This is a genomic window from Marinobacter sp. (assembly GCF_040904845.1).
Lineage (GTDB): Bacteria > Pseudomonadota > Gammaproteobacteria > Pseudomonadales > Oleiphilaceae > Marinobacter.
In genome coordinates this window covers 1-22,812 of record NZ_JBBDSR010000106.1, presented here as the reverse complement: position 1 = coordinate 22,812, position 22,812 = coordinate 1, and the positions used below count along the sequence as shown (strand labels likewise).

Sequence of the window (22,812 nt, the reverse complement as noted above, 5' to 3'; positions counted from 1 at the left end):
GAGACGTCATTCCCCTATCGAAGTTTCAGACTGGCGATGCCAATCAGAACCAGAACCACTGTAACGACCCAGAAACGCACGATGACGCGTGGCTCGGGCCAGCCTTTCAATTCGAAATGGTGGTGCAAGGGGGCCATGCGGAAGATTCGCCGGCCTGTCAGGCGGTACGACGCGACCTGCAGAATCACCGACACCGTCTCCATCACGAACACACCGCCCATGATGAACAGCACGATCTCCTGCCTGACGATCACCGCCACCACGCCCAGCGCGGCTCCCAGCGCCAGCGCGCCCACATCCCCCATAAACACCTGGGCGGGGTATGTGTTGAACCAGAGAAAGCCAAGGCCCGCGCCCACCAATGCGCCACAAAACACGATCAACTCCCCGGTGCCTGGCAAGTGGGGAATCAGTAGATAATTGGCGAACTGGGCGTGGCCCGACAGGTAGGCAAACAGGCCAAGGGCGCCCGCAACCATCACCGTCGGCATGATCGCCAGGCCGTCCAGACCGTCGGTCAGGTTGACAGCATTGCTGCTACCAACGATGACGAAATAGGTCAGCAGGATGAAAATGACGGGGCCCAGCGTCAGCGATACGTTCTTGAAAAAAGGCACATACAGCGACGTTTCCTGGGGCAGTGAAGAACTGAGAAACAACACCACGGCAGCCGTAGCACCGATCAGAGATTGCCAGAAATACTTCCAGCGACCCGGCAAACCGCGCGGATTGCGCTCAACCACTTTGCGGTAATCATCCACCCAGCCAATGGCACCAAACAGCAAGGTCACCAGAATGGTCACCCAGACATAGCGATTGCTGAGATCCGCCCATAACAGGGTGCTGACCCCGATGGCGACGAGAATCAGCGCACCGCCCATAGTGGGTGTACCGGCCTTGCTCAGGTGTGTTTGCGGGCCGTCATCGCGCACCGCCTGGCCAATCTGGTACTGGCTCAGTTTTCGAATCATCACCGGACCGATCACCAGCGAAATAGCCAGCGCCGTCAGCGTGCCCAGAATGCCCCGCAGCGTGAGGTACTGGAACACCGTCAGCCACGTAAAATATTGTGATAGAACCTCTGTTAGCCAGAGCAGCATTATTGTTTCACCTTGTCGTTCATTCCCTCCGCCACGCGATCCATGGCGGAACCTCGAGAACCCTTGACCAGAACAGTCAGCGGGCGCTGAGAGTCCGCCAGGAGGCGGTCTACAGCATCGTTATGGGCGCTACAGATTTCAGTGCTATCACCAAAACCTTCAATGTACCCTTCACACCCAGGCCCCACGGCCAACAGGCGCTCAATCCCACTGTCCCGGGCAAATGCTCCAATCTCCTGATGCAACGCGTGGCTGCCGGGACCGAGCTCCGCCATCGCGCCGAGTACGGCAACACGAGTTCCGGGGCGAGACGCCAGAACACCAATGGCCGCTTTCATGGAGGCCGGGTTGGCGTTGTAGCTGTCATCAATCAATGTCAGGCCGGGCATTAACTCCACCACATGCAAGCGCCCCCTGACGGCCTGCAGCGCTTGCAAACCGCGCTGTATGGCGTCATCCGACACACCCAGTTCGCGGGTGGCAGCAATCGCCAGCAACGCATTGGTGATATTGTGATCACCATGCAGCCTCAGAGTGACGCTACACTGCCAGCCATGGCGATCCTGTGCGATGAAACTTTGTCCATCGGTGTCAGCACTTACCGCCGACGGGAAATAATCCGCCAGCGCACTCGAATGCCGGCAGACAGCCGCGACCCGACGTTCACCGGCGCGTTTTTTCCAGATATCAAAAGCCGGATCGTCACCATTGAGGACAACCAGCCCGGCAGCGTCGACGCCGTCGATGATTTCGCCCTTGGCCGACACTATGTTGTCGTAACTCCCAAACCCCTCCAGGTGGGCCGAGCCGGCATTGGTGAGAATGCCAACCTGGGGCCGGGTGATCGCCACCGTATGGGCGATTTCCCCGAGACCACTGGCACCCAGCTCTATGGCACCAAAACGATGCGCTGGCGTTAACCGGAACAAGGTGAGCGGAACACCAATGTGGTTATTGAGGTTGCCCTCGGTGGCCAGTGTCGCCCCCACCTGGGACAGAATGGACGCGACCATCTCCCGCACCGTGGTCTTACCGCTGCTGCCGGTGACCGCCACAAACTGCGCGTGGCTTTCATTCCGATTGCCCGCCGCCAACCTGGCCAGCGCGGCCACCGTGTCTTTCACAGCGATTTGCGGAAATGCCACGTTCTGATCCTGGGAGTCCACCACCGCGCCAACTGCGCCAGCACTCCGGGCGGTTTCCAGGAAACGATGGCCGTCAAAATTCTCACCCCGCAGTGCAACGAACAGGTCGCCCTGATGGATATTCCGGGTATCGGTTGATACGCCCGAATACACCTGCTCCGCTGCGGCCACCTCATCGCAATGGCCCAGCGTGAGCGCCGCAGCCTCGGCCAGCGAGAAATCGCGCATCATGCCACACCGCCATTGAGCTGAAGCGCATGGCGCACCTGCTCGGCGTCGCTGAAATGTACCCTCTGGCCGGCAATTTCCTGATAGGTCTCGTGGCCTTTTCCCGCGATCAGCACCACATCACCTTCAACTGCCTGGCGAAGCGCATAGGCAATGGCTTCAGCACGGTCATGGATCACCGTTACCACGTCCGGATGGGCAAAGCCCGAAAGGATATCTCTTGCAATTGCCTCCGGCTTTTCGGTGCGGGGGTTGTCATCCGTCACCACCACTGCATCGGCACGCTTTTCTGCCTCGGCCGCCATCTCCGGGCGCTTACCGCTGTCTCGGTCACCGCCACAGCCAAACACACACCAAAGTTTGCCACTGACATGTGGGCGTAACGCAGCTAACGCGTTGGCAAGCGCATCCGGTGTGTGGGCGTAGTCCACGATGACCCGCACGCCGCCTGCGCCGGTAAAGGATTCAAGACGCCCCGGAGGTGGTTGCAGGGTTGTTACGGCCTGCTGAACCCGATCCACCGGCACCCCAAGTGACAGCACCGCCGCCATGGCTGCAAGCACATTACTGGCGTTGAAGCTCCCCATCAGTGGCACGTCTATATCGAAAGCTCCCCACTCGCCGTCGATGGACGCAGAAAACCCATGCGACGACGGCTCGAACCGGGTCAGCCAAAGCTCGGTCTGCGCTTCATGCAGGCTGTAACGGACCCGGTCGCATTTTCCGGCAAGCTGACCATAAAGTTGTCGCCCAAAGGGATCGTCAAAATTCACCACGGCGAAATGCAGCTCCTCACGCTCAAACAGCTTCGCCTTGGCCGCTCCGTAGGCACCCATCGAGCCGTGGTAATCCAGGTGATCCCGGGTCAGGTTGGTAAACACGGCCCCGGTCATCGCAAGCCGGTCTACCCGGCCCTGATCCAAAGCGTGGGAGGACACTTCCATCGCCGCAGCGCGGCCACCCTGAGCAATAATGCGGGACAGCACGCGGTTCACCTGAACCACATCCGGCGTGGTGTGTGAGGCGACCTGCAGCGCCCCGGGCATACCGTACCCCAATGTACCCAGCACTCCGCAGGGTGTACCGGTATTCTGCAACAGGTGTGCGATGTACTGGCTAACGGATGTTTTGCCGTTGGTGCCGGTGACGCCTATCAGCCGCAACCGTTGGGACGGGTGTTCAAAGAAACGATCTGCGATCTTGCCAAGCCTGGCACGCAAGCCCTGGACCGGGACCACTAATGCGCCATGATGCTCGCGGCACTCTCCTGGCTCTTCCGCCTCCAGAATAATGACTGAAGCACCGGACTTCACGGCATGGTCCACATAGTAATCCGCCGGAGTATGCTGTCCGGACAGCGCAATAAAGGCATCTCCGGACGTCACCTGACGACTGTCTGTTTGCAATCCATGGATGGTCACGTCAAAGACCGAGGGCACTGGCGCAATGCCCTGCATTAGTGTACTGAGTGAAGTGATACACATACCCTTACCCCCGCTCCCCGGGTGTTTTCGGCTCTGTTTTAGCGTCGCCAACGTCTAGCTCCGGCTTCACGTTCAACAGTCGTAATGCATCGCTCATAACCCGCGCAAACACCGGCGCGGCTACTTCACCGCCGTAGTACTCACCTGATTGCGGCGCATCCACCGCTACTACAGTGACGATTCTGGGATGATCAATCGGTGCCATACCCGCAAAAATCGCTTTGTACTGACTATCTTCGTAGCCGCCCTTGCCGACCAGGTGGACCGTACCCGTCTTACCACCGGCGGAATAAAAGCCGGGCTGCGCGCGTTTGCCGGTACCATGTTCAACCGCCTCGCGGAGCATATTCCGCACCTGAAATGAGACCTCTTCCGACAGCACTCGTTCCCCCGGCGGCCGCTCGTCAACCTTCAGCAAGCTCAGGGGATAACGGATGCCACCATTGGCCAGCACCATGTAAGCTTGCGCCAACTGCAGGGCGTTGAGACTCATGCCATACCCGTAAGACAGCGTCGCCTCTTCAACCGGCCGCCACTTCGGGGGCGCTGGCAGCACACCCACCGCTTCGCCGGGAAAGCCGATACCTGTCGGTTGCCCAATGCCCACACGGGCGTAGAGATCACGGATGGCGTCGCCGCCCAGCTCGGTCGCAATCCGGCTCATCCCGACGTTACTGGATTTCGCGATAATATCGGTCAACCCGATAACGCCGTAGTTCGCGCTGTCACGAATGGTAAAACGACCAAAGCGCCGGTAGCCCGGTGCCGTATCAATCGTGCTGTTGCGGTTGAATTTGCCCGATTCCAGTGCCGCCGCCATAGCGACCGGTTTGATGGTTGACCCGGGCTCAAAAAGGTCGGTTATAGCCTTGTTTCTGAGCCGGTCAGAACTCAGCTGACTACGATCATTCGGGTTGTAGGAGTGCTGATTAACCATAGCGAGCACTTCGCCGGTATCCACATCAAGCATGACCAGCGTTCCACCCCGAGCTTTATGCGCACCGACCACCGCTTTTAATTCCCGATAAGCCAGGTACTGCAGGCGAAGGTCCAGGCTCAGCACAAGATCCCGGCCAGGGCGGGCTTCCCGGATCAGAGTCAGGTCTTTAACAACCCGCCCCCGATTGTCTTTGAGTACGCGCTTCCGACCACTTTCGCCACTGAGCCACTGATTGTAGGCAAGCTCAATGCCTTCCTGACCACTTTCATCGATATCGGTAAATCCGACCATATGGGCGGTCACCTCACCGGCCGGATAATAGCGGCGGTATTCCTGCCGGCTATAAACGCCTGGAATACCCATGCCCAGCGCGCTTTCAGCCAAGGTTGGCTGAACTTTCCGGCGCAGATAGATAAACTCCCGGTCGGCGTATTGTCTCAGACGGCTACGAAGTTTCGCCTCGCTGATACCCAGCAGACGGGCCAGGTGCGACAACCGCGGCTCATCGGCATCCATTTCAGAAGGGTTCGCCCAGAGCGTGTGGACCGGGGTGCTGACGGCCAGGGATTCGCCATGGCGATCCGTGACCACGCCCCGGTGTGCATCAATGGATTCAACACGGATGGTCCGCACGTCGCCTTGCTTGCGCAGGAACTCGTTATCCACGACGTGAAGGTCAACCAGCCGCCACCCCAGAGCGCCCACCACAACCAGAAAAACACCCAGCACGGTGCCGTAGCGCCAGGCTTTCAGCCCGGCAGCCAGTCGCTGCCCCCATGTTGCGTGTTTTTCCTGATCGGACAAAACGGTTACTCCGAGTTTCTTTTTCTCGCTTCCAAAAATGGGCTACCGGTGTTTCAAGTACCCGCAATCGGTGCCAACAGCGGCACCAGAACGATATCTTCCTGGCCTGGCACCAGCATTCCGAACCGCTGGGCGGCCAGACCCTCGACCCGACTGTGAGCACTGAGCGCACTCTGCTCCAACAGTAACTGACTCCATTCCCGCTGATACATATCCCGTTCGGCGTGCAACTGAGACAGCCTGTTAAACAGCTCCCGGTTCTCATAAGATCCGGCGACCACGCCGACCGCCGACGCAATCAGCACCACCACCAGCACCATCGAAATCATCACGCGCTTCTGCTGGAGCGCTTCAAATACCTGTTGAGACACCCGCACAGCACTTGCCAGGCCGTCTTTCACTTTTTGTCTGTTCAGACCGACATTTTTGACCGTCGGTTCAATCGCTACCGCGCCCATGTCACGTGCTCCCCTGATGATTTTGTTCGTTGTGAACACGTTCGAGCACTCTCATCACTGCACTGCGGGCTCTCACGTTGTCGTTGATTTCTTCCTCATTGGCCTTGCTGGCCTTGCCCACCAGGCGAAACGCCGAAGCTTCCTGAGCCGCCGTTACCGGTACCCCTTTAGGAAGCCGAGGCCCACGGGCAAGATCCCGCATAAATCGCTTCACCAGCCGGTCTTCGAGGGAGTGAAAACTGATCACCACCAGTCTCCCGCCTGGTGCGAGCCGTTGTGCGGCCGCTGCAAGCCCAGCCTCAAGGTCTTCAAGCTCCCGGTTGATAAAAATCCGGATTGCCTGGAACGTCCGGGTTGCGGGGTGCTTGTGCTTTTCCTTTTTGGGAACGGCTTTGCTGACCAATTCGGCCAGTTCATGGGTCGTGCTGATCGGCGACGCCTGCCGTTGCGCAACTACCGAGCGCGCAATACGGCGAGAGAAACGCTCTTCTCCGTAACGAAAGATCACGTTCGCAATGTCTTTCTCTTCTGCCTCTGCCAACCACTGGGCCGCACTTGGGGCCTGCAGTGGGTTCATTCGCATGTCCAACGGCCCGTTTCGCATGAAACTGAACCCCCTGGCGGCATCATCCAGTTGCGGTGATGACACGCCCAGGTCCAGCAGCACACCGTTGACGGCTTCCCAACCTTGACCAACAATCGCCTCATCAAGATTAGCGAAGGAACCGTGGTAGCAGAAAAACCGCTTGTTTTCGGCAGCCAGCTCTTGGGCAGCACGAATTGCCTCAGGGTCTTTATCGATGCCCAGCAGGCAGCCAGAGCCACCCAGTTTTCCCAGCACCAGTCGGCTGTGACCACCGCGACCGAAGGTGCCATCGACGTACACGCCTTCGGGGTCGGTCACCAGATAATCAACCGCCGAATCCAGCAACACCGAGCGGTGCGAGAATGCCTGGCCTTCAGCCCCCGGCTTACGTTCGGAGGTCATAGGGACAGTGCCTCCATTTCCGGCGGCATGTCTTCGTCGCCGGCGGACTCATCCAACCAGGCGAACCAGCGTTCTTCGCTCCAGAGTTCCAGCTTCTTGCCCTGCCCGATTAACATCAGCTTTTTTTCCAGATGGGCGTACGAGCGAAGCGTTGGTGGAACCAGAATACGGCCAGCGCCATCCAGCTCCATGATCGCCGCATTACCCAGGATCAAACGTTGAAGGCGACGGGCCGCCTTGTTCATATTGGGTAAGGCTTCGATTTGTGGACGCAGAATTTCCCATTCCGGCTCTGGATACACCAGCAGGCAGCGCTCTTCGTCAGCATTGGCCGTCATCACAATGCGCCCACCACAGGCCTGCGCGAGCTCTTCGCGCACCTTGGAGGGGATCGCCAAGCGACCCTTCGCATCCATATTGATGGCATGACTGCCTAGAAAATTGCTCATTCGCACCGACTCTGGGGTTCAGAAACCATTAAAAACCACTAAAAACCACTTTTTCCCACTTGTGCACACTATAGAAACACGCAATACACAATGCAAGCGCCGCCAATGGCGTCGCACTTGTAAAAGTTCCTTTTATGACAAGAGGTTAGAGGGCAGGGTTCGCGCGAGAGGGGAAATTACCAAAAAGAAAGAGAGCAAAATCATGAACCTGCAAAGAGGTCTGAAGATGGCAAGTGAGGTTTAAGATTGTTTGGCTATAAAAGACGCTGCCTGAGAATGACAAGCATCACAAAGGCAGGACTGGAAAAGAAATGAGCTCGCCGGTAAGCCGGGTTTTGTCGTGGACAGTCATTCATCTAGGACCTGCGTCACCACAGGCCTCAAGCAACCTACCCGAATCCAGCGCGGGCCACGCCATAGGATTCCTATTTGGTCTTGCTCCAGGTGGGGTTTACCATCGCCGTGAACTGTTGCCAGTCACGCGGTGCGCTCTTACCGCACCGTTTCACCCTTACCGGCACCCGAAGGTGCTTAGGCGGTCTGCTTTCTGTTGCACTTTCCGTCGGCTCACGCCGCCCAGGCGTTACCTGGCACCTTGCCCTGTGGAGCCCGGACTTTCCTCCCCCAGCGTACTGGCGGCGACTGTCTGGCGAGCTCGGGCACGACAATACCTTCGCAACCCCCACTGTGCAAGGAAAACCGGGCGACCACCGCCAACAGTATTACTCGGCCTTCAACGACAGGGCTCGCTGATACAGTTCGTTTTTCGGACGCCCGGTCAGCTCCGCGACAATTTTGGCCACCTTCTTCACCGGCAGTTCCGCCAGCAGCAGGCCCAACAGCTTGTCAGTGCTGACCTCGCCTGCATCGTCCTGATTGGTTTCCCGGGACCCGCCAACCATGACAACAAACTCCCCCCTCGTACCGTTCGGGTCTGCATTGATCGCGTCGCAAACCTCATCCGCACGCCCGGCATAAAAGGTCTCAAAGGTTTTGGTCAACTCACGGCCGAGCACCACCTCTCTTTCCGCTCCCATGACCTGTTGTATTTCAGTAACCGTTTCCTGAATCCGGTGCGGGGATTCATAAAACACCAGGGTCGCCCTTTCCGAAACCAGGGACTCAAGCTCTGCGCGACGCGCGCCCCGCTTTGAAGGCAAAAACCCGGCAAAGAGAAAGCGATCAGTCGGCAATCCTGCAGCGCTGAGGGCCGCGACCAGCGCACAAGCCCCGGGGATGGGGCTGACCCGCACGCCCCGTTCACGAGCCTGGCGAACCAGCACATAGCCCGGATCGGAAATCAATGGGGTGCCCGCGTCTGAGATCAGGGCCACATCTTCGCCGGCCTCCAGCCGGTCCAGAATCTGAGCCGCGCGATCCCGCTCATTATGATCGTGAAGCGCCACCATGGGCTGATGAATCCCCAGATGGTTCAACAAGCGCCCACTGTGCCGGGTGTCTTCTGCGGCAATGACAGAAACAGCCGCAAGCACCGATGAGGCTCGCGGTGACAGATCCTCCAGGTTGCCTATCGGTGTTGCCACAATATAGAGCGTGCCCGTGCGCGCATCAGGGTCCGATTTCACCAAATTGCCTCTCTTTACCAGGGGACCATGACACCTACGTCATGTGAAATGATCCGGGAGCTGTTAAACTTGCCATCCTGAGAACGATACAGGGAAACCCGGCATAGCCGGGACTCCCGGCATGATGCCGCCGTTTATCCGGCGTCACAAGCGTATTTACCCGGAGTTCGTGAGCTTGCCATGACCAATTGCCGTCTGAATCTGAAATCATTTGTCACCCTCATACTGCTAACGGTGCTGGCTGCAGGGTGCGCCAGCGTCAACCTGGACCGCCATGTCGCTGAAAGCGCTGAGCAGGCTCTGGAAACCGCCAGTAAAGAGGGTGACCGCCGGGAAGCGCAACAATACCTTCTCCGGTCGGCCGACCGGTTTCAGGACAGCGATGACCACACGTCCGCACGCAGAATTCTTCTCAGTGACCGGCTTTCGTCTCCCGAGGCCGATCTTCAAGACCAGTACCTGTTACTGTCCATGGCCAGCGCCACCGCTCTCGAGGATCGCGACTGGGCAGGCCAGTTGACCGACCAGCTGGAGCGCGACCAGTTTCTCAACTACGAACGTGGGCTAATGGCGCGAGCTGCCAACCTTCAGGCCGACACCCAGCAACTGGCTGGCGACCACCTCGCGGCCGCTGCCACCCTGATCACGCTCGCGCAATCCGACTCCCGCCAGGATGTCCAGTCCATCCACGATCGCATCTGGCAGGCGCTCAAAGCTACCTCAGACGCGCAACTGGCCGAGGAAAGCGGTTCCGTCATCGGCTATGAGGCACAAGGCTGGATCGAGCTGGCCGGCATCCTCCGGGAGCCAGGCGTGAACCTGGACGAGCAAAGCCGGGTGGTACGGCAATGGCAAAACAACTGGCCAGGGCACCCAGCCGCAAGCGCCCTGCCTTCTGAACTGGGGCTGATTGCCAGCCTTGCGGAAACCCGCCCGGAACAGATCACGCTGGCGCTGCCTCTGGAAGGCCCGCTGGCCAGCGCCGGCAAAGCTATTCGTGATGGCTTCTTTGCCGCTTACTACAGCGATGAATCCGCTGACCGCAATAAAACCAGCATACGGGTAATCAACACAGCCGGCTCGGATTTCCGCAAGCTTTATGAGGACATTTCCCGTGACGGCCAAGACCTGATCGTTGGGCCACTGGAAAAAGAAGGCCTGATTGCGCTGACAAAGCTGAAATCGCTTCCAGTGCCAGTGCTTGGGCTTAACTATCTTCCCGACAATAATGACGCTCCTTCCGGGCTCTACCAGTTCGGCCTGTCCGCCGAGGATGAAGCGCGCCAGATTGCCAACCGCCTGGCTCTTGAAAGCAACGACCAGGTGCTGGCGCTGATCCCGCAGGGCGACTGGGGCGACCGCCTGGAAAACGCCTTACTCGACCGTATGGCCGAAAATGGCAGCGTCGCGCTGGATATTGATCGGTATTTCAAAGAAGACAACCTGAGAGCGGTGACCGCAGACCTTCTTGGCATTACCGCATCCCGGGAGCGGGCGATTGACGTAGAGCGCACCGCCGGCATTAATGTCGAATTTGAGCCACGTCGCCGGCAGGATGCCGATGCCGTGGTTATGGTTGCAGAGCCAACGATTGCAAGGCAATTCAAACCACTGTTTGCCTTTTACTTTGGCGGAGACCTTCCCGTTTACTCCACTTCCATGGTGTATGAAGGAAACCAGGACCCCTCTCGGGACCGGGACCTGAACAACGTAATCTTCACCGACATCCCCTGGGTTCTGGACGATAACAATGACTTCCGCGCGACTGCCAGCGAGGCGCTACCTGACATGAGAGGCCAACTTGGTCGTTTGTTTGCGATGGGCGCGGATGCCTGGAACCTCAGTAAGCGCCTGCCATTGTTGCGTCAGGTTGAGGATGCCGCTATCAATGGCCAGACAGGCGTCCTGACCATGACCCCGCAAGGCAGCATTCACCGCGAACAACTCTGGGCACGTTTTCGCAGCGGCACGCCGGAACTGCTCACCGAGCTGCCCGAGGAAGAGATAACCAGCGAGGAGTAATCCCGACACTCAGTACAAGGATCACACGCCATGGACGGCAAACACGGCAGCAAAGCCATTGGAAACCAGCACGAAGCCGTGGCTGCACGCTACCTGCACAGCCGCGGCGTGACTATAATTGAGCGCAACGTGTTCAATCGTGGGGGAGAAATCGACCTTATCGGCCGAGACGGGGATGTCCTGGTCTTTTTTGAGGTTCGATACCGCGGCCGGGGGAGCCTTGCCAGTGGGGCGGAATCGATCACCCCAACAAAACAGAGGCGGCTGGTGAAGGCCGCCTCCTTTTATCTGCACCGCAACGGGCTTTGGACCATAGCGAGCCGTATTGATGTCATCGCTATCGCGGCCGGCGATGTAAAAAAATACCGGATACAATGGATTAAAAATGCGATTCAGGCGTGAATATGACCGACACTGAACAGACAATCAACCAATGGTTTGCGACCCACATGGAGCATACCGCCCAGGCTGCCAGCACGACGGTGCCCGCTATCGAACAGGCGGCCGAAGCATTCGTAAACACCCTGCTCAATGACGGCAAAATCATTGCCTGCGCCAATGGCAACGCCAATATTCTGGCCCAGTATTTTTGCACCGCACTGCTGAACCGGTTCGAACACGACAGGCCGGCACTCCCGGCCATCAACCTCGGCGCAGACGCCACCTCCTACTCCGCGATCTGCCGTGACAACCGCTTCAACGACACCTTTTCCCGACCCGTGCGGGCTATCGGCAAGGCAGGTGACCTGCTGTTTGTGATCGTCGATGATGGGCACAAAGCCAACCTGATTCAGGCCATCCAGGCAGCACACGACAGAGAAATGGACGTGGTGGTGCTGAGCGCAAAGGAAAAGTCCGACATCACCTCCCTGCTCCAACCCGAGGACCATGAGATTGCCCTCGACAACCTGTCTGCCAGCGCAGCAGCGCCGCTGTTGCTGGTGATCATTAACGCCCTTTGCGGCCTGATAGACGACAAACTTTTTGGCGGGTAATAAAAAACCAGCACGAGGCTGGTTTTTTACGGAATCAGAGGGATGTCATTTGACGACTTTGAGTGTTGGGCGACCGGATGGACGCTCACCACCACTCTGACTGGTTCCCGAGTCTTTTGGACCATCACCATCTGGGTCCGGTGAGCCGGGCTCGCTGCCAAACACCATACCTTCGCCGTTTTCCTTGGCGTAGATGGCCATAACCGCCTGCAAGGGGATGAATACTTGCATCGGCACGCCGCCAAACCTGGCACTGAATTCGAGCGCACCGTTCCCAATCACCAACGTACGCACCGCTCCCGGACTGACGTTCAACACGATCTGACCATTGGCTACATGCTCAGTCGGAACCTGTACACCCTGAACGCCTGCATCCACAACAATGTATGGGGTGCAATCGTTCTCGAGTATCCATTCATTGAACGCTCTGACCAGATAGGGACGGCTCGATGTCATGGTTACTTTGCTATCAGGCACTGCCTCTCTCCTGACCCGTTATCCAGGCCCTGCGTGGCTAAATCAGCTACGGATGTCTTCTTCCAGATCAGACAGGCTCGCCTTGAAGCCTTCCCGACTGAAGATGCTGTCCATGTACTTATGCAACGGCTTGGCCTGCTTGTCATCGAGCTCAATGCCCAAGGCCGGCAGACGCCAGAGAATCGGAGCAATACAGCAATCGACAATCGTAAACTCTTCAGACAGAAAAAACGGCATTTCAGCGAACAGTGGCGCAGTGGCCAGCAGGCTCTCCCGCAGTTCCTTGCGCGCAGCGTCAGACGCCTTGGCACCAGGCTGGGCGAGAATCTGGTCAACCAGGCCACACCAGTCTTTCTGAATTCGGTGGATCATCAGGCGGCTGTTTGCTCTGGCCACCGGGTAAACCGGCAACAGAGGCGGATGCGGAAACCGCTCGTCCAGATACTCCATCATGATATTGGGCTCATAAAGCACAAGGTCACGATCCACCAAGGTAGGCAAGGCATTATACGGATTCAGGTCCGCCAGCTCGGCCGGCGGGTTGTCCGGATCGACATCAACGACGTCAACCGTGACACCCTTTTCAGCAAGAACAATACGCACCCGATGGCTGTACTGACTGGCCGGGTCCGAGAAAAACGTCATTGATGACCGCTTGGTCACAACGCCCATAAAACTACCTCACGAGTAAACAAATCAGAATGATCCTGAAAACGCAAAAATCCAGCGGGCCGGCAACTGCCCGCTGGAACTCAGGACCACGGATTATACCTGAAATCTCAGTGTACGTCCTTCCAGTACTCACGATTGAGCAAGTAAGCAAAGATGAAGAAGATCGCCACAAAAATCAGTGCAAACATCCCCAGACGCTCACGCTCCAGTTTTACCGGATCGCCCATGTACGACAGGAAGTTGGTCAGGTCGTACATGGCCCGATCAAACTCCCCGGAAGACATGCTGCCCTCAATGGCGTACTCGGGGCACGCATCTGCATTGTTGACGTTACCACTGAGCGGGTCGACGTTGGCACCTTGGCCAATCCTCGGCTCGACAGCGCACAGCCCTTGCAACCCAACCATGACATGGGGCATGCCCACATTCTCAAAGACGACGTTATTCACGCCCAGAGGCCGAGAATCATCCTTGTAGAAGCCGCGCAGATAGGAGTAAATCCAGCTTTCACCACGCAGACGGGACTCCAGAGTCAGATCGGGTGGCGGCGCGCCGAACCAACCCGCAGACTGGTCCTTGCTCATGGACACCTGCATTAACTCACCGATTTTGGCACCGGTGAAAATCAGGTTTTCTTCGTACAGCGCCGCTGGAATGTTCAGGTCATCTGACACGCGTTTGTAGCGGGCATACTCCGCTGAGTGACACCCCATACAGTAGTTAGTAAACAAGGCGGCCCCACGCTGCAGCGACGCCTTGTTGGCATGATCCGGCTCCATGGTATCCAATGGGCCACCGGCACCGGCTGCCAGCCCGAGCGCTGGCAGGATTGCGATGAAAAGACCAAAAATCAGCTTTCTCATTATCCTGTCACCCTCTCTGGAACTGGCTTGGTTTTCTCCATGCGCGTGTAAAATGGCATGAGAATAAAGTAGAGGAAGTACAGCGCTGTCAGGATCTGGGCTGTGATGGTACGCCCCTCAGTCGCCGGAACGATGCCGAGATACCCAAGAACGACAAAACTCACTACAAAAATCGCCAATGCCACCTTGCTGATCCAGCCCTTGTACCGCATAGAGCGAACCGGGCTACGGTCCAGCCAGGGCAGGACAAACAGAATCGCGATGGCAGCGCCCATGACGACAACACCCCAGAACTTCGCATCCAACCCAAACAGGTCCACCGTGACGGCACGGAGCATCGCGTAGAAGGGTGTAAAGTACCAGACTGGGGCAATGTGATCCGGCGTCTTCAACGCGTTAGCCGGCTCAAAGTTCGGCTTCTCGAGGAACAGGCCGCCCATCTCCGGGAAGAAGAACACCACGATAAAGAAGATAAAGAAGAACACCCCAACACCCAGCAGGTCATGCACGGTGTAGTAGGGATGGAAGGGAATACCATCTTTCGGTATGCCGTTCTCGTCCTTGTTTTTCTTGATATCAATACCGTCAGGGTTGTTGGAACCGACTTCGTGCAGCGCAAGAATGTGCAGAACCACCAGACCCAGGAGCACAATAGGCAGTGCCACCACGTGAAGCGCAAAGAAGCGGTTCAGAGTAATACCGGAAATGAGGTAATCACCACGGATCCAAAGCGACAGGTCGTCACCGATGACCGGGATAGCACCAAACAGGTTAACGATAACCTGCGCGCCCCAGTAGGACATCTGCCCCCACGGCAGCAGATAGCCCATGAAGGCTTCAGCCATCAGCACGAGATAGATCAGCATGCCGAAGATCCAGATCAGCTCGCGGGGCTTCTGATATGAGCCGTACATAAGGCCGCGGAACATATGGAGGTAAACTACCACAAAGAACGCCGACGCACCGGTAGAGTGCAAATAGCGGAGCAGCCAGCCCCACTCGACGTCCCGCATGATGTACTCCACCGAGGCAAAGGCACCTTCACCGGAGGGGTTGTAGCTCATGGTTAGCCAGATACCGGTAATCAGCTGATTGACCAGCACCAGCATCGCCAAGGAGCCGAAAAAGTACCACATGTTGAAGTTTTTTGGCGCGTAATACTTGCCAACGTGTTTGTTCCAGGCGTCTACAACCGGTAGGCGCTCATCAATCCAGGATACTAATTTTTGCATTACGCTGCCCCCTCCGGATCAAGACCGATGGTCAGAGTATTCTCGTCATCGAAGCGATACGGAGGAATCTCCAGGTTTTGCGGTGCCGGCTGAGCGTCATAGACACGTCCGGACATATCATACCGGGACCCGTGACAGGCGCAGTAAAACCCACCCAGCCAGTCCTCGCCCAGGTCGGCAGGTGCCACCTCGGGACGAAATTTCGGCGAGCAGCCCAGGTGGGTACAAATACCAACCAAAACCACATACTCTTCCTTGACGGCACGGTAAATGCCCTCGATATAGGAAGGTTGGGCCGCTTCCTGAGACTCAGGGTCTTTTACTTCGTCGTTCAGCTTCTCGATATTTTCGAGCATCTCCGGGGTACGGCGGACAACCCAGACCGGCTTACCCCGCCACTCTACTGTCATCTGCTGACCCGGCTCCAGTTTACTGACATTAGCGGTAACCGGTGCACCAGCTGCTTCTGCTTTGGCGCTGGGATTCCAGGACGCCACAAAAGGAACTGCCGCACCGACGACGCCGACTCCACCTACCACCGACGTAGCACCGATCAGAAACCGGCGCCGGCCTTGGCTCACGTCGCCATTACTCATTATGGTTTTCTCCCATCAGGCGAGGCGCAGAGCACCGGATTCTGGCGCTACCACACTTCAAAAAGGACTTCACAACCCAAAATTATAAGCGAGCAAATGGTAATGAAATTACCCACGCCTTACAAGTCGGAAAGCAGTGGCAGACGGACGATCTCTGTCACAGCTCCAATTTACGCTCTTTGGGGAGGCAATAAAAAACCCGGCCGTGGCCGGGTTTATCGGGCAATACTCCAGCGAAATTAACGCTTGGAGAACTGAGGACGCTTACGCGCCTTCCGCAGACCCACTTTCTTACGCTCTACTTCACGTGCGTCACGGGTAACGTAACCCGCTTTGCGCATCGATGGACGCAGAGTTTCGTCATAATCCATCAGCGCACGAGTCAGACCGTGGCGAATTGCGCCGGCCTGACCACTGATGCCACCACCCTTAACGGTGATGTTGATATCAAATCGATCAGTCGATTCGGCAACAACCAGGGGCTGACGAACGATCATGCGCAAGGTCTCACGACCGAAGAAGTCTTCGATAGAGCGACCATTGATAGAGATGTTACCGCTTCCCGGCTTGATAAAAACCCGAGCCGTGGATGTCTTGCGGCGACCCGTACCGTAATTTTGTGCTACAGACATATCCGCCTTCCGTTAAATATCGAGTTCTTTGGGCTGCTGGGCTGCATGGGGATGCTCAGCACCGGCATAAATTTTCAGTTTTTTGAACATGGCACGGCCCAAAGGGCCTCTCGGAAGCATACCTTTGACGGAATGCTCGATTACCTGCTCAGGCGCCTTATCAACCAGCTTTTCAAAACTGATCGACTTGATACCACCCGGAAAGCCGGTATGACTGTAATACATCTTGTCAGATGATTTTTTGCCAGTAACCCGCACCTGACCGGCATTGATAACGACAATGTAATCGCCGGTGTCTACATGGGGGGTGTACTCAGGCTTATGCTTGCCCCGCAGACGAAGGGCGATCTCGGTTGACAGACGACCCAGCGTCTTGCCGGCTGCGTCTACAACGTACCAGTCACGTGTTACTGTTTCTGGTTTCGCACTCAGAGTCTTCATTGATTCCGCCTTGAACGCTATATAAGAAACGTTAAAAACCACCACCGGTAACTCTTGGCATCCGGAGGGGCTCTATACCTGTAATGATCGGCAGTGACATCATTCGGGGCTGAGATGATGGCATCGCCTTGAAAAGCCAGGGCGCGAAGTATATCCAAACCGCTACTGAAAGCCAACCCCAATGCAAGCGGTTTCGTTAATCCCCTACGGTATTCGCAGACCAGCCATACAACCGGCAGGTATTCCTGAGAATTTGGTCAGCCAGGGCCTCCCGGCTGAACGCTCGCAACTCGGCCAACGAGTCAAGGATAACCGGCAGGAATTCCGGCGAGTTACGGCCTTTTTCCACGCCTTCAGGGGGCATGTCTGGAGCATCGGTTTCCAGCACCAGCGACTCAATTGGCAGGCGGGCAATGGCGTCACGGGTTTTCCGCGCTCTGGCATAAGTCACAACACCGCCGACGCCAATGTAGCAACCGAGATCAACCAGTTTACAGGCCTGCTGATAACTCCCGGAAAAACCATGGATCAGCACTCGCCCGGCAAAACCCTGCGCCTTCAATATGCCGCAGACCTCATCATGCGTCCGGACGGAATGAACAATCAGTGGCAGCCCCTGGCGTTTGGCAATACCAACCTGAGCCTCGAACCAGGGCACCTGTTGGGAAAGTGACCCTTTCAACCGGTCCAGCCCACATTCGCCCAGCCCCACGCAATGGCTGTTCGCTTCAGCCAGCGCAGCTTCCAGAGATAGCAAATCGACCTCATCATGATCCCGGACATACCAGGGATGGATACCGAGACAGTAAAAAGTGCCAGGGAAATTCGCAGAGGTTTCGGCCACTCTTCCCCAGTCATGCCGCCTTACACCAGGTATGACGACCCGCGAAACACCGAGGTTTTTGGCGCGCGACAAGACCTGTTCCCGCTGCCCGTCAAAGTCGGAAAAGTCAAAATGGCAGTGCGCGTCGACGAGGTTCATGGCAATGTCAGGTACTCAGTGCTCCCGGGTTTTATGGAAGCTGATGTCCGGGTAACGCTCTTGCGCGAGCTGCAGGTTCACCATCGTTGGCGCGATGTAGGCCAGCTGGTCACTGCCATCAAGCGCCAGAAAGTCGTTATTCTTGCGCCGAAATTCGTCAAGTTTGCGCTCGTCACCGGCAGTAACCCAACGTGCCGTCGAGACGTTGATGGGCTCATATAACGCTTCCACCTTATATTCACTCTTCAGGCGGCTAACGACAACATCAAACTGCAGCACACCGACAGCGCCCACAATCAGATCGTTATTCTTCAGGGGCCGAAATAACTGAACCGCACCTTCCTCGGACAGCTGAATCAGGCCCTTCTGAAGCTGTTTGGATTTCAAAGGGTCTTTCAGGCGAATCCGACGGAAGAGCTCAGGGGCAAAATTCGGAATCCCGGTAAACTTCATATCCTGACCACCGGTAAAGGTATCACCGAGCTGTATCGTGCCGTGATTGTGAAGACCGATGATGTCGCCAGCAAACGCCTCCTGGGCGTGCTCCCGGTCCCCGGCCATAAAGGTCAGTGCATCGGAGAAACGCACGTCTTTGCCGATACGGACATGACGAGCTTTCATACCCTGGTTGTAGCGGCCGGAAACAATACGCAGGAAGGCGACCCGATCACGGTGCTGGGGGTCCATGTTCGCCTGGATCTTAAAAACAAACCCGGAGAAGACATCTTCTGCTGGCCCGACGAGGCGCTGGTCGGTTTCCCGGGGTTGTGGCTCCGGTGCCCACTCAATCAGGCCATCCAGCATATGATCGACGCCAAAGTTACCCAGCGCAGTGCCAAAGAACACGGGCGTTAATTCACCTCTGAGAAAGGCCCCGTGATCAAACTCATGGGAAGCGCCCTTCACCAGTTCAATTTCATCCCGCAACTCCGAAGCGTAGGTGCCAAGCACCTCATCCAGCTCGGGGTTGTCCAGACCGGAAATCACCCGGCGCTCCTGAATAGTGTGGCCCTGACCAGACTGGTACAGAACAACTTCATCCCGAAGCAGATGGTAAATACCTTTGAAGTTCTTACCCATGCCAATGGGCCAGGTCACCGGTGAGCAGGCTATTTTGAGGATGTCTTCGACCTCATCCATCAGCTCTACCGGGTCCCGGGTATCACGGTCCAGCTTGTTCATGAAGGTGATGATCGGGGTATCACGCAGGCGTGTGACTTCCATCAGCTTGATGGTTCGCGCTTCAACACCCTTGGCGCTGTCGATCACCATCAGGCAGGAATCGACAGCGGTCAGTGTGCGATAGGTATCTTCCGAGAAGTCTTCGTGGCCTGGCGTATCCAGCAGATTCACCAGCCGGTTGGCATAGGGAAATTGCATCACCGAGGTGGTGACCGAGATGCCCCGCTCTTTTTCCATCTCCATCCAATCGGACTTGGCATGCTGGCCTGACTTCTTGCCCTTGACGGTCCCGGCTTTTTGAATGGCCTGACCGAACAGCAACACCTTTTCGGTAATGGTGGTTTTACCAGCATCCGGGTGCGAAATGATCGCGAAAGTACGACGGTTGGACACTTCTTTTTCGAGGGTGGACATAATGGACGGCAACCTGATTCAAATACACTGAAAAGGCCGCCATTATAGGGGGAATAGACACAAGACGCGAACGATGCATCCGCACAGAAATCGTGGATAGTTCGTAGGCATCCTCTAAATCACGCAGAGGTCAATCGCCATCACTGACGCGTCCTCACGGCCGTCCGCCGCCGGGTAATATCCGGGACGCCGGCCGATCCCCCGGAAACCTTCCGATTCATAAAGGGCTATGGCTGAGAGGTTCGACACCCGGACTTCAAGCAGTGCCTGTTTCATGCCTTCATGGGCCGCCCGGGCAATCAGATAACGCAGCAATTGCCGCCCCACTCCTTCTCGGCGTCGTTCTGGAGGAACACAGAGATTCAGCAGGTGCGCCTCATCAAACAGGTAGGCAACGATGGCGTATCCGCCCAAGGCTGCTCCGCAGTCACAGGCGTACAATCGATAGTCTGGGCGGAAGCAGTCCCTGAAAACCGCTTCGCTCCATGGGTGGGAGTAACTACGCACCTCCATTTCCAGAACATCCGCCAAGTCCTCAGGCACCAGAGCACGGATAACGCTGTCAGTGCGGACGACAGCCTGATACGTGGAGGTCACTCCGAACCCCGCGCCAGTGGCTTGAGCTCCCTCCATACCGCTTTCTTAAGCGCAGGCAGTGCTGCCAGCTCGGCAAGTGTGTTGGGGAAATCAACAACCGGTGTACCAAGGGTCCGGGCAACCCAGCTGTCGCGGTCTTCGGGCCACTGCGCCTGCGATACCCCCATAAGTATCAGTTGGCACCCCTTAAGACTTTCCATCTTCGAGGTCAGCACATTGGAGAAATCAGAAAAACGGTTGCCGGGGACCAGAGGGTTGGCAAACACTGGCCAATGCACATAATCAGGCTTGACGTCAGGAGAGCGGCCCAATGCGGTGAGGATATTATTCGCCAGCGCATCCTGTAGGCGCTCGCTTGCATCCGGGGAGATACTGCTTACCAGAAGCATATCTTCCGCTGTCCAGAACCCCAAAGTGAGCCGCAGGCCGGAGACCAGGGCCGGCTCCTCCGGCGTCGCTTCTGGCTGCGGCTCGACATCGGGACCTGGCACATCGGCCCGTCCACGATCAACCGCCGTTTCCGACTCAGGTGCAGCGGGACCTCCAGAACTGGTCTCCGGATTGCCCCCTGCCATCAGCGCCTGCAGGTGCGCAATCTTTTCGCTGGCGTGACTTGGGTCCACATTCGGCTGAATCCGTCGGGGCAGCGCAGGTTGAGCCCCAGGTGCCGAAAAAGACTCGGCAACAGCGGTACGGCTTTCCTCTTCCCACGACACATCAAACTCCGGGCTGGGTGCCGCGCCAGGGAGAGGCTCCCGGGCGTACCACAGCCGGATACCGGCCATCGACAAATAGTACTGCCTGTCAGCCTCAGGATAGGTCATAGCGTCGTCCCGATGGATTAGTTCAGACATCAGCAACCTGGGGGTGCTGGCGTATGCCCCCACGACTAATAAGATTGAGTGCCTCTATGTAAGCTTTGGCAGAGGCAATGATAATGTCAGTATCCGCACCCACTCCATTCACAATGCGACCACCTCTTTCCAGCCTCACCGTCACTTCGCCCTGAGCGTCTGTGCCACTGGTGATGTTGTTGACTGAATACAGTTGCAGGTTGCACCCGGAGTCCACCAGGGACTCAATGGCCTTGAACGCAGCGTCCACGGGGCCACTTCCTTCTGCTTCCACCTGGTGCTCCTTGCCATCCATCAGCAGAGTAAGGCTGGCCTTGGGCACCACGCCGGTTTCCGAGCAAACCTGCATGCACACCAAGCCAAACCGACCTTCTTCTTCCTTCTGACGCGTGTCACTGGCGATCGCCTGCAGGTCCTCATCGAAAATCTCATGTTTGAGATCGGCCAGGGCCTTGAAACGGGTAAAGGCTTCGTTCAGCTCTGTTTCCGTTTCAAACTGAATACCCAACTCGAGCAACCGGGTACGGAATGCGTTGCGGCCGGAATGCTTTCCCAGTACCAGGCTGTTGGTGTGCCAGCCTACGTCTTCTGCCCGCATGATCTCATAGGTTTCGCGATGCTTGAGCACACCATCCTGGTGGATACCAGATTCATGGGCAAATGCGTTTGCGCCTACGATGGCCTTGTTGGGCTGTACCGGAAAACCGGTAATGGTCGACACCAGGCGGGATGACGGCACAATGTGGCGGGTATCAATGCGCGTGTCCAGAGAGAACAGATCCTGTCGAGTACGAACCGCCATGACAATTTCTTCCAGTGACGCATTGCCGGCCCGTTCTCCAAGGCCGTTAATGGTGCACTCTACCTGCCGAGCCCCTTGACTCACAGCAGCCAGCGAGTTGGCAACTGCAAGCCCCAGGTCGTTATGGCAGTGGACAGAAAAAATCGCCTTGTCCGCGTTAGGGATGCGGTTCAATAGCTGTCGGATCGTCTCGCCGAACTGTTCCGGGATGGCATAACCAACGGTATCGGGAATATTGATTGTTCGCGCACCGGCAGCGATGGCCGCTTCAATAATGCGACAGAGGAAGTCCAGCTCCGACCGGCCAGCATCTTCACAGGAAAATTCCACGTCATCCGTATGACTCCGCGCCCGTTTCACTGCGCGCACCGCTTGATCAACCACGTCGTCTGGCTGCATCTGAAGCTTGTGCTTCATGTGAATAGGTGAAGTCGCGATAAACGTATGAATGCGACCGCTTTGGGCCGGTCGGATGGCTTCGGCTGCCCGATCAATATCGCCATCCAGTGCACGTGCCAGGCTGCAAACCGTGGAGTCCTTGATGTGTTCGGCGATCGATTTAACGGCCTCGAAATCACCCTGGCTGGCAACGGCGAACCCAGCCTCAATAACATCCACACGGAGCTTCTCCAGTGCCTTGGCAATCCGAAGCTTTTCCGCCTTGGTCATGGTCGCGCCCGGACTCTGTTCTCCGTCCCTGAGCGTGGTGTCAAAAATGACCAGATGATCGGTTACAGGCATCGGATTACTCCCTAAGAGATATTTGGCTCATTATCTGCAAAAGTATACCACCGGCCAAGGTTTTCCGCGGCCCCAATAAAAAACCCCAGTATCTGGGATACTGGGGTTTAGGGTATTAAGAGCCTGAC

The 22,812-nt window shown here is 57.0% G+C and carries 23 protein-coding genes and 1 other RNA gene; 3 read left to right on the top strand and 21 right to left on the bottom strand.

What is annotated here, in order from left to right; translation table 11 throughout:
- Positions 1-14: 14 nt before the first annotated feature.
- The 9 genes from mraY to rsmI form a co-directional block, all read right to left on the bottom strand.
- Positions 15-1,100 (bottom strand): phospho-N-acetylmuramoyl-pentapeptide-transferase, encoded by a 1,086-nt coding sequence (gene mraY / locus WD429_RS13305; RefSeq protein WP_368422665.1) that lies wholly within the window; start codon positions 1,098-1,100, stop codon positions 15-17.
- Positions 1,100-2,476 carry a UDP-N-acetylmuramoyl-tripeptide--D-alanyl-D-alanine ligase gene (gene murF, locus WD429_RS13300; protein WP_368422664.1) on the bottom strand — a complete coding sequence of 459 codons (1,377 nt, stop codon included), beginning with the start codon at positions 2,474-2,476 and terminating at the stop codon, positions 1,100-1,102. Before murF ends, mraY begins: the two co-directional genes overlap by 1 nt.
- Positions 2,473-3,957: a UDP-N-acetylmuramoyl-L-alanyl-D-glutamate--2,6-diaminopimelate ligase gene (locus WD429_RS13295; RefSeq protein WP_368422663.1), complete on the bottom strand. Its 1,485-nt coding sequence runs from the start codon at positions 3,955-3,957 to the stop codon at positions 2,473-2,475. Before WD429_RS13295 ends, murF begins: the two co-directional genes overlap by 4 nt.
- A 4-nt stretch (positions 3,958-3,961) precedes the next feature.
- Positions 3,962-5,701 (bottom strand): peptidoglycan D,D-transpeptidase FtsI family protein, encoded by a 1,740-nt coding sequence (locus WD429_RS13290; RefSeq protein WP_368422662.1) that lies wholly within the window; start codon positions 5,699-5,701, stop codon positions 3,962-3,964.
- A 53-nt stretch (positions 5,702-5,754) separates the two neighbouring features.
- Positions 5,755-6,159 carry a cell division protein FtsL gene (gene ftsL, locus WD429_RS13285; protein ID WP_368422661.1) on the bottom strand — a complete coding sequence of 135 codons (405 nt, stop codon included), beginning with the start codon at positions 6,157-6,159 and terminating at the stop codon, positions 5,755-5,757.
- A 1-nt stretch (position 6,160) separates the two neighbouring features.
- Positions 6,161-7,147: a 16S rRNA (cytosine(1402)-N(4))-methyltransferase RsmH gene (rsmH, locus tag WD429_RS13280; RefSeq protein ID WP_368422660.1), complete on the bottom strand. Its 987-nt coding sequence runs from the start codon at positions 7,145-7,147 to the stop codon at positions 6,161-6,163.
- On the bottom strand, positions 7,144-7,596 hold the full coding sequence (gene mraZ, locus WD429_RS13275; RefSeq protein WP_368422659.1) for a division/cell wall cluster transcriptional repressor MraZ: 453 nt from the start codon (positions 7,594-7,596) through the stop codon (positions 7,144-7,146). The genes rsmH and mraZ overlap by 4 nt, the downstream gene beginning before the upstream one ends.
- A gap of 308 nt (positions 7,597-7,904) precedes the next feature.
- An RNA gene (gene rnpB, locus WD429_RS13270) (RNase P RNA component class A) lies at positions 7,905-8,254 on the bottom strand.
- Between the two features lie 64 nt (positions 8,255-8,318).
- Entirely contained in the window at positions 8,319-9,182 is an 864-nt protein-coding gene (gene rsmI, locus WD429_RS13265; RefSeq protein ID WP_368422658.1) for a 16S rRNA (cytidine(1402)-2'-O)-methyltransferase, read from the bottom strand.
- A gap of 180 nt (positions 9,183-9,362) precedes the next feature.
- On the opposite strand from rsmI, the gene WD429_RS13260 reads away from it, so the two are divergent.
- Genes WD429_RS13260 through WD429_RS13250 form a run of 3 tightly spaced genes read left to right on the top strand, consistent with a single transcriptional unit; the run spans position 9,363 to position 12,199 of the window.
- The gene (locus tag WD429_RS13260) at positions 9,363-11,204 is read left to right on the top strand and encodes a penicillin-binding protein activator (RefSeq protein ID WP_368422657.1); all 1,842 of its coding nucleotides are present in this window, start codon (positions 9,363-9,365) and stop codon (positions 11,202-11,204) included.
- A gap of 30 nt (positions 11,205-11,234) precedes the next feature.
- A complete protein-coding gene (locus tag WD429_RS13255) occupies positions 11,235-11,606 on the top strand; it encodes a YraN family protein (protein WP_368422656.1) in 372 nt (123 codons plus the stop codon).
- A 2-nt stretch (positions 11,607-11,608) separates the two neighbouring features.
- A complete protein-coding gene (locus tag WD429_RS13250) occupies positions 11,609-12,199 on the top strand; it encodes an SIS domain-containing protein (RefSeq protein WP_368422655.1) in 591 nt (196 codons plus the stop codon).
- 45 nt (positions 12,200-12,244) lie between these two features.
- Here WD429_RS13250 and WD429_RS13245 read toward each other — a convergent pair whose 3' ends face one another.
- From WD429_RS13245 to WD429_RS13190, 12 genes are all read right to left on the bottom strand, one after another.
- Entirely contained in the window at positions 12,245-12,655 is a 411-nt protein-coding gene (locus WD429_RS13245; RefSeq protein ID WP_368422716.1) for a ClpXP protease specificity-enhancing factor, read from the bottom strand.
- Positions 12,656-12,718: 63 nt separating this feature from the next.
- Entirely contained in the window at positions 12,719-13,348 is a 630-nt protein-coding gene (locus WD429_RS13240; RefSeq protein WP_368422654.1) for a glutathione S-transferase N-terminal domain-containing protein, read from the bottom strand.
- A 107-nt stretch (positions 13,349-13,455) separates the two neighbouring features.
- Positions 13,456-14,211 (bottom strand): cytochrome c1, encoded by a 756-nt coding sequence (locus WD429_RS13235; protein WP_368422653.1) that lies wholly within the window; start codon positions 14,209-14,211, stop codon positions 13,456-13,458.
- Positions 14,211-15,443 carry a cytochrome bc complex cytochrome b subunit gene (locus WD429_RS13230; RefSeq protein WP_368422652.1) on the bottom strand — a complete coding sequence of 411 codons (1,233 nt, stop codon included), beginning with the start codon at positions 15,441-15,443 and terminating at the stop codon, positions 14,211-14,213. Before WD429_RS13230 ends, WD429_RS13235 begins: the two co-directional genes overlap by 1 nt.
- The gene (gene petA, locus WD429_RS13225) at positions 15,443-16,039 is read right to left on the bottom strand and encodes a ubiquinol-cytochrome c reductase iron-sulfur subunit (RefSeq protein WP_368422651.1); all 597 of its coding nucleotides are present in this window, start codon (positions 16,037-16,039) and stop codon (positions 15,443-15,445) included. Before petA ends, WD429_RS13230 begins: the two co-directional genes overlap by 1 nt.
- Positions 16,040-16,278: 239 nt before the next feature.
- Positions 16,279-16,671 carry a 30S ribosomal protein S9 gene (gene rpsI, locus WD429_RS13220; protein ID WP_368422650.1) on the bottom strand — a complete coding sequence of 131 codons (393 nt, stop codon included), beginning with the start codon at positions 16,669-16,671 and terminating at the stop codon, positions 16,279-16,281.
- A gap of 12 nt (positions 16,672-16,683) precedes the next feature.
- Positions 16,684-17,112, bottom strand: a complete 429-nt coding sequence (gene rplM, locus WD429_RS13215; RefSeq protein ID WP_368422649.1) for a 50S ribosomal protein L13 — start codon at positions 17,110-17,112, stop codon at positions 16,684-16,686.
- Positions 17,113-17,308: 196 nt separating this feature from the next.
- Complete coding sequence (locus tag WD429_RS13210; protein ID WP_368422648.1) at positions 17,309-18,094, bottom strand: TatD family hydrolase; 786 nt, start codon at positions 18,092-18,094, stop codon at positions 17,309-17,311.
- A 15-nt stretch (positions 18,095-18,109) separates the two neighbouring features.
- Positions 18,110-19,690, bottom strand: coding sequence for a peptide chain release factor 3 (gene prfC, locus WD429_RS13205; protein WP_368422647.1), 1,581 nt, complete (start codon positions 19,688-19,690; stop codon positions 18,110-18,112).
- Between the two features lie 114 nt (positions 19,691-19,804).
- On the bottom strand, positions 19,805-20,287 hold the full coding sequence (rimI, locus tag WD429_RS13200) for a ribosomal protein S18-alanine N-acetyltransferase (RefSeq protein ID WP_368422646.1): 483 nt from the start codon (positions 20,285-20,287) through the stop codon (positions 19,805-19,807).
- The gene (locus tag WD429_RS13195; RefSeq protein ID WP_368422645.1) at positions 20,284-21,141 is read right to left on the bottom strand and encodes a hypothetical protein; all 858 of its coding nucleotides are present in this window, start codon (positions 21,139-21,141) and stop codon (positions 20,284-20,286) included. The genes rimI and WD429_RS13195 overlap by 4 nt, the downstream gene beginning before the upstream one ends.
- On the bottom strand, positions 21,134-22,684 hold the full coding sequence (locus WD429_RS13190) for a 2-isopropylmalate synthase (RefSeq protein WP_368422644.1): 1,551 nt from the start codon (positions 22,682-22,684) through the stop codon (positions 21,134-21,136). Before WD429_RS13190 ends, WD429_RS13195 begins: the two co-directional genes overlap by 8 nt.
- Positions 22,685-22,812: the final 128 nt, after the last annotated feature.

Excerpts from the sequence above, each read along its gene's own strand:
- mraZ (WP_368422659.1), bottom strand. The coding sequence starts at position 7,596 with ATGAGCAATTTTCTAGGCAGTCATGCCATCAATATGGATGCGAAGGGT.
- WD429_RS13295 (WP_368422663.1), bottom strand. The coding sequence starts at position 3,957 with ATGTGTATCACTTCACTCAGTACACTAATGCAGGGCATTGCGCCAGTG.
- WD429_RS13230 (WP_368422652.1), bottom strand. The coding sequence starts at position 15,443 with ATGCAAAAATTAGTATCCTGGATTGATGAGCGCCTACCGGTTGTAGAC.
- petA (WP_368422651.1), bottom strand. The coding sequence starts at position 16,039 with ATGAGTAATGGCGACGTGAGCCAAGGCCGGCGCCGGTTTCTGATCGGT.
- prfC (WP_368422647.1), bottom strand. The coding sequence starts at position 19,690 with ATGTCCACCCTCGAAAAAGAAGTGTCCAACCGTCGTACTTTCGCGATC.
- WD429_RS13235 (WP_368422653.1), bottom strand. The coding sequence starts at position 14,211 with ATGAGAAAGCTGATTTTTGGTCTTTTCATCGCAATCCTGCCAGCGCTC.
- WD429_RS13195 (WP_368422645.1), bottom strand. The coding sequence starts at position 21,141 with ATGTCTGAACTAATCCATCGGGACGACGCTATGACCTATCCTGAGGCT.
- WD429_RS13255 (WP_368422656.1), top strand. The coding sequence starts at position 11,235 with ATGGACGGCAAACACGGCAGCAAAGCCATTGGAAACCAGCACGAAGCC.
- ftsL (WP_368422661.1), bottom strand. The coding sequence starts at position 6,159 with ATGGGCGCGGTAGCGATTGAACCGACGGTCAAAAATGTCGGTCTGAAC.
- rpsI (WP_368422650.1), bottom strand. The coding sequence starts at position 16,671 with ATGTCTGTAGCACAAAATTACGGTACGGGTCGCCGCAAGACATCCACG.
- WD429_RS13260 (WP_368422657.1), top strand. The coding sequence starts at position 9,363 with ATGACCAATTGCCGTCTGAATCTGAAATCATTTGTCACCCTCATACTG.
- WD429_RS13245 (WP_368422716.1), bottom strand. The coding sequence starts at position 12,655 with ATGACATCGAGCCGTCCCTATCTGGTCAGAGCGTTCAATGAATGGATA.
- WD429_RS13250 (WP_368422655.1), top strand. The coding sequence starts at position 11,609 with ATGACCGACACTGAACAGACAATCAACCAATGGTTTGCGACCCACATG.
- rplM (WP_368422649.1), bottom strand. The coding sequence starts at position 17,112 with ATGAAGACTCTGAGTGCGAAACCAGAAACAGTAACACGTGACTGGTAC.
- WD429_RS13190 (WP_368422644.1), bottom strand. The coding sequence starts at position 22,684 with ATGCCTGTAACCGATCATCTGGTCATTTTTGACACCACGCTCAGGGAC.
- mraY (WP_368422665.1), bottom strand. The coding sequence starts at position 1,100 with ATGCTGCTCTGGCTAACAGAGGTTCTATCACAATATTTTACGTGGCTG.
- WD429_RS13240 (WP_368422654.1), bottom strand. The coding sequence starts at position 13,348 with ATGGGCGTTGTGACCAAGCGGTCATCAATGACGTTTTTCTCGGACCCG.
- rsmH (WP_368422660.1), bottom strand. The coding sequence starts at position 7,147 with ATGACCTCCGAACGTAAGCCGGGGGCTGAAGGCCAGGCATTCTCGCAC.
- WD429_RS13210 (WP_368422648.1), bottom strand. The coding sequence starts at position 18,094 with ATGAACCTCGTCGACGCGCACTGCCATTTTGACTTTTCCGACTTTGAC.
- murF (WP_368422664.1), bottom strand. The coding sequence starts at position 2,476 with ATGATGCGCGATTTCTCGCTGGCCGAGGCTGCGGCGCTCACGCTGGGC.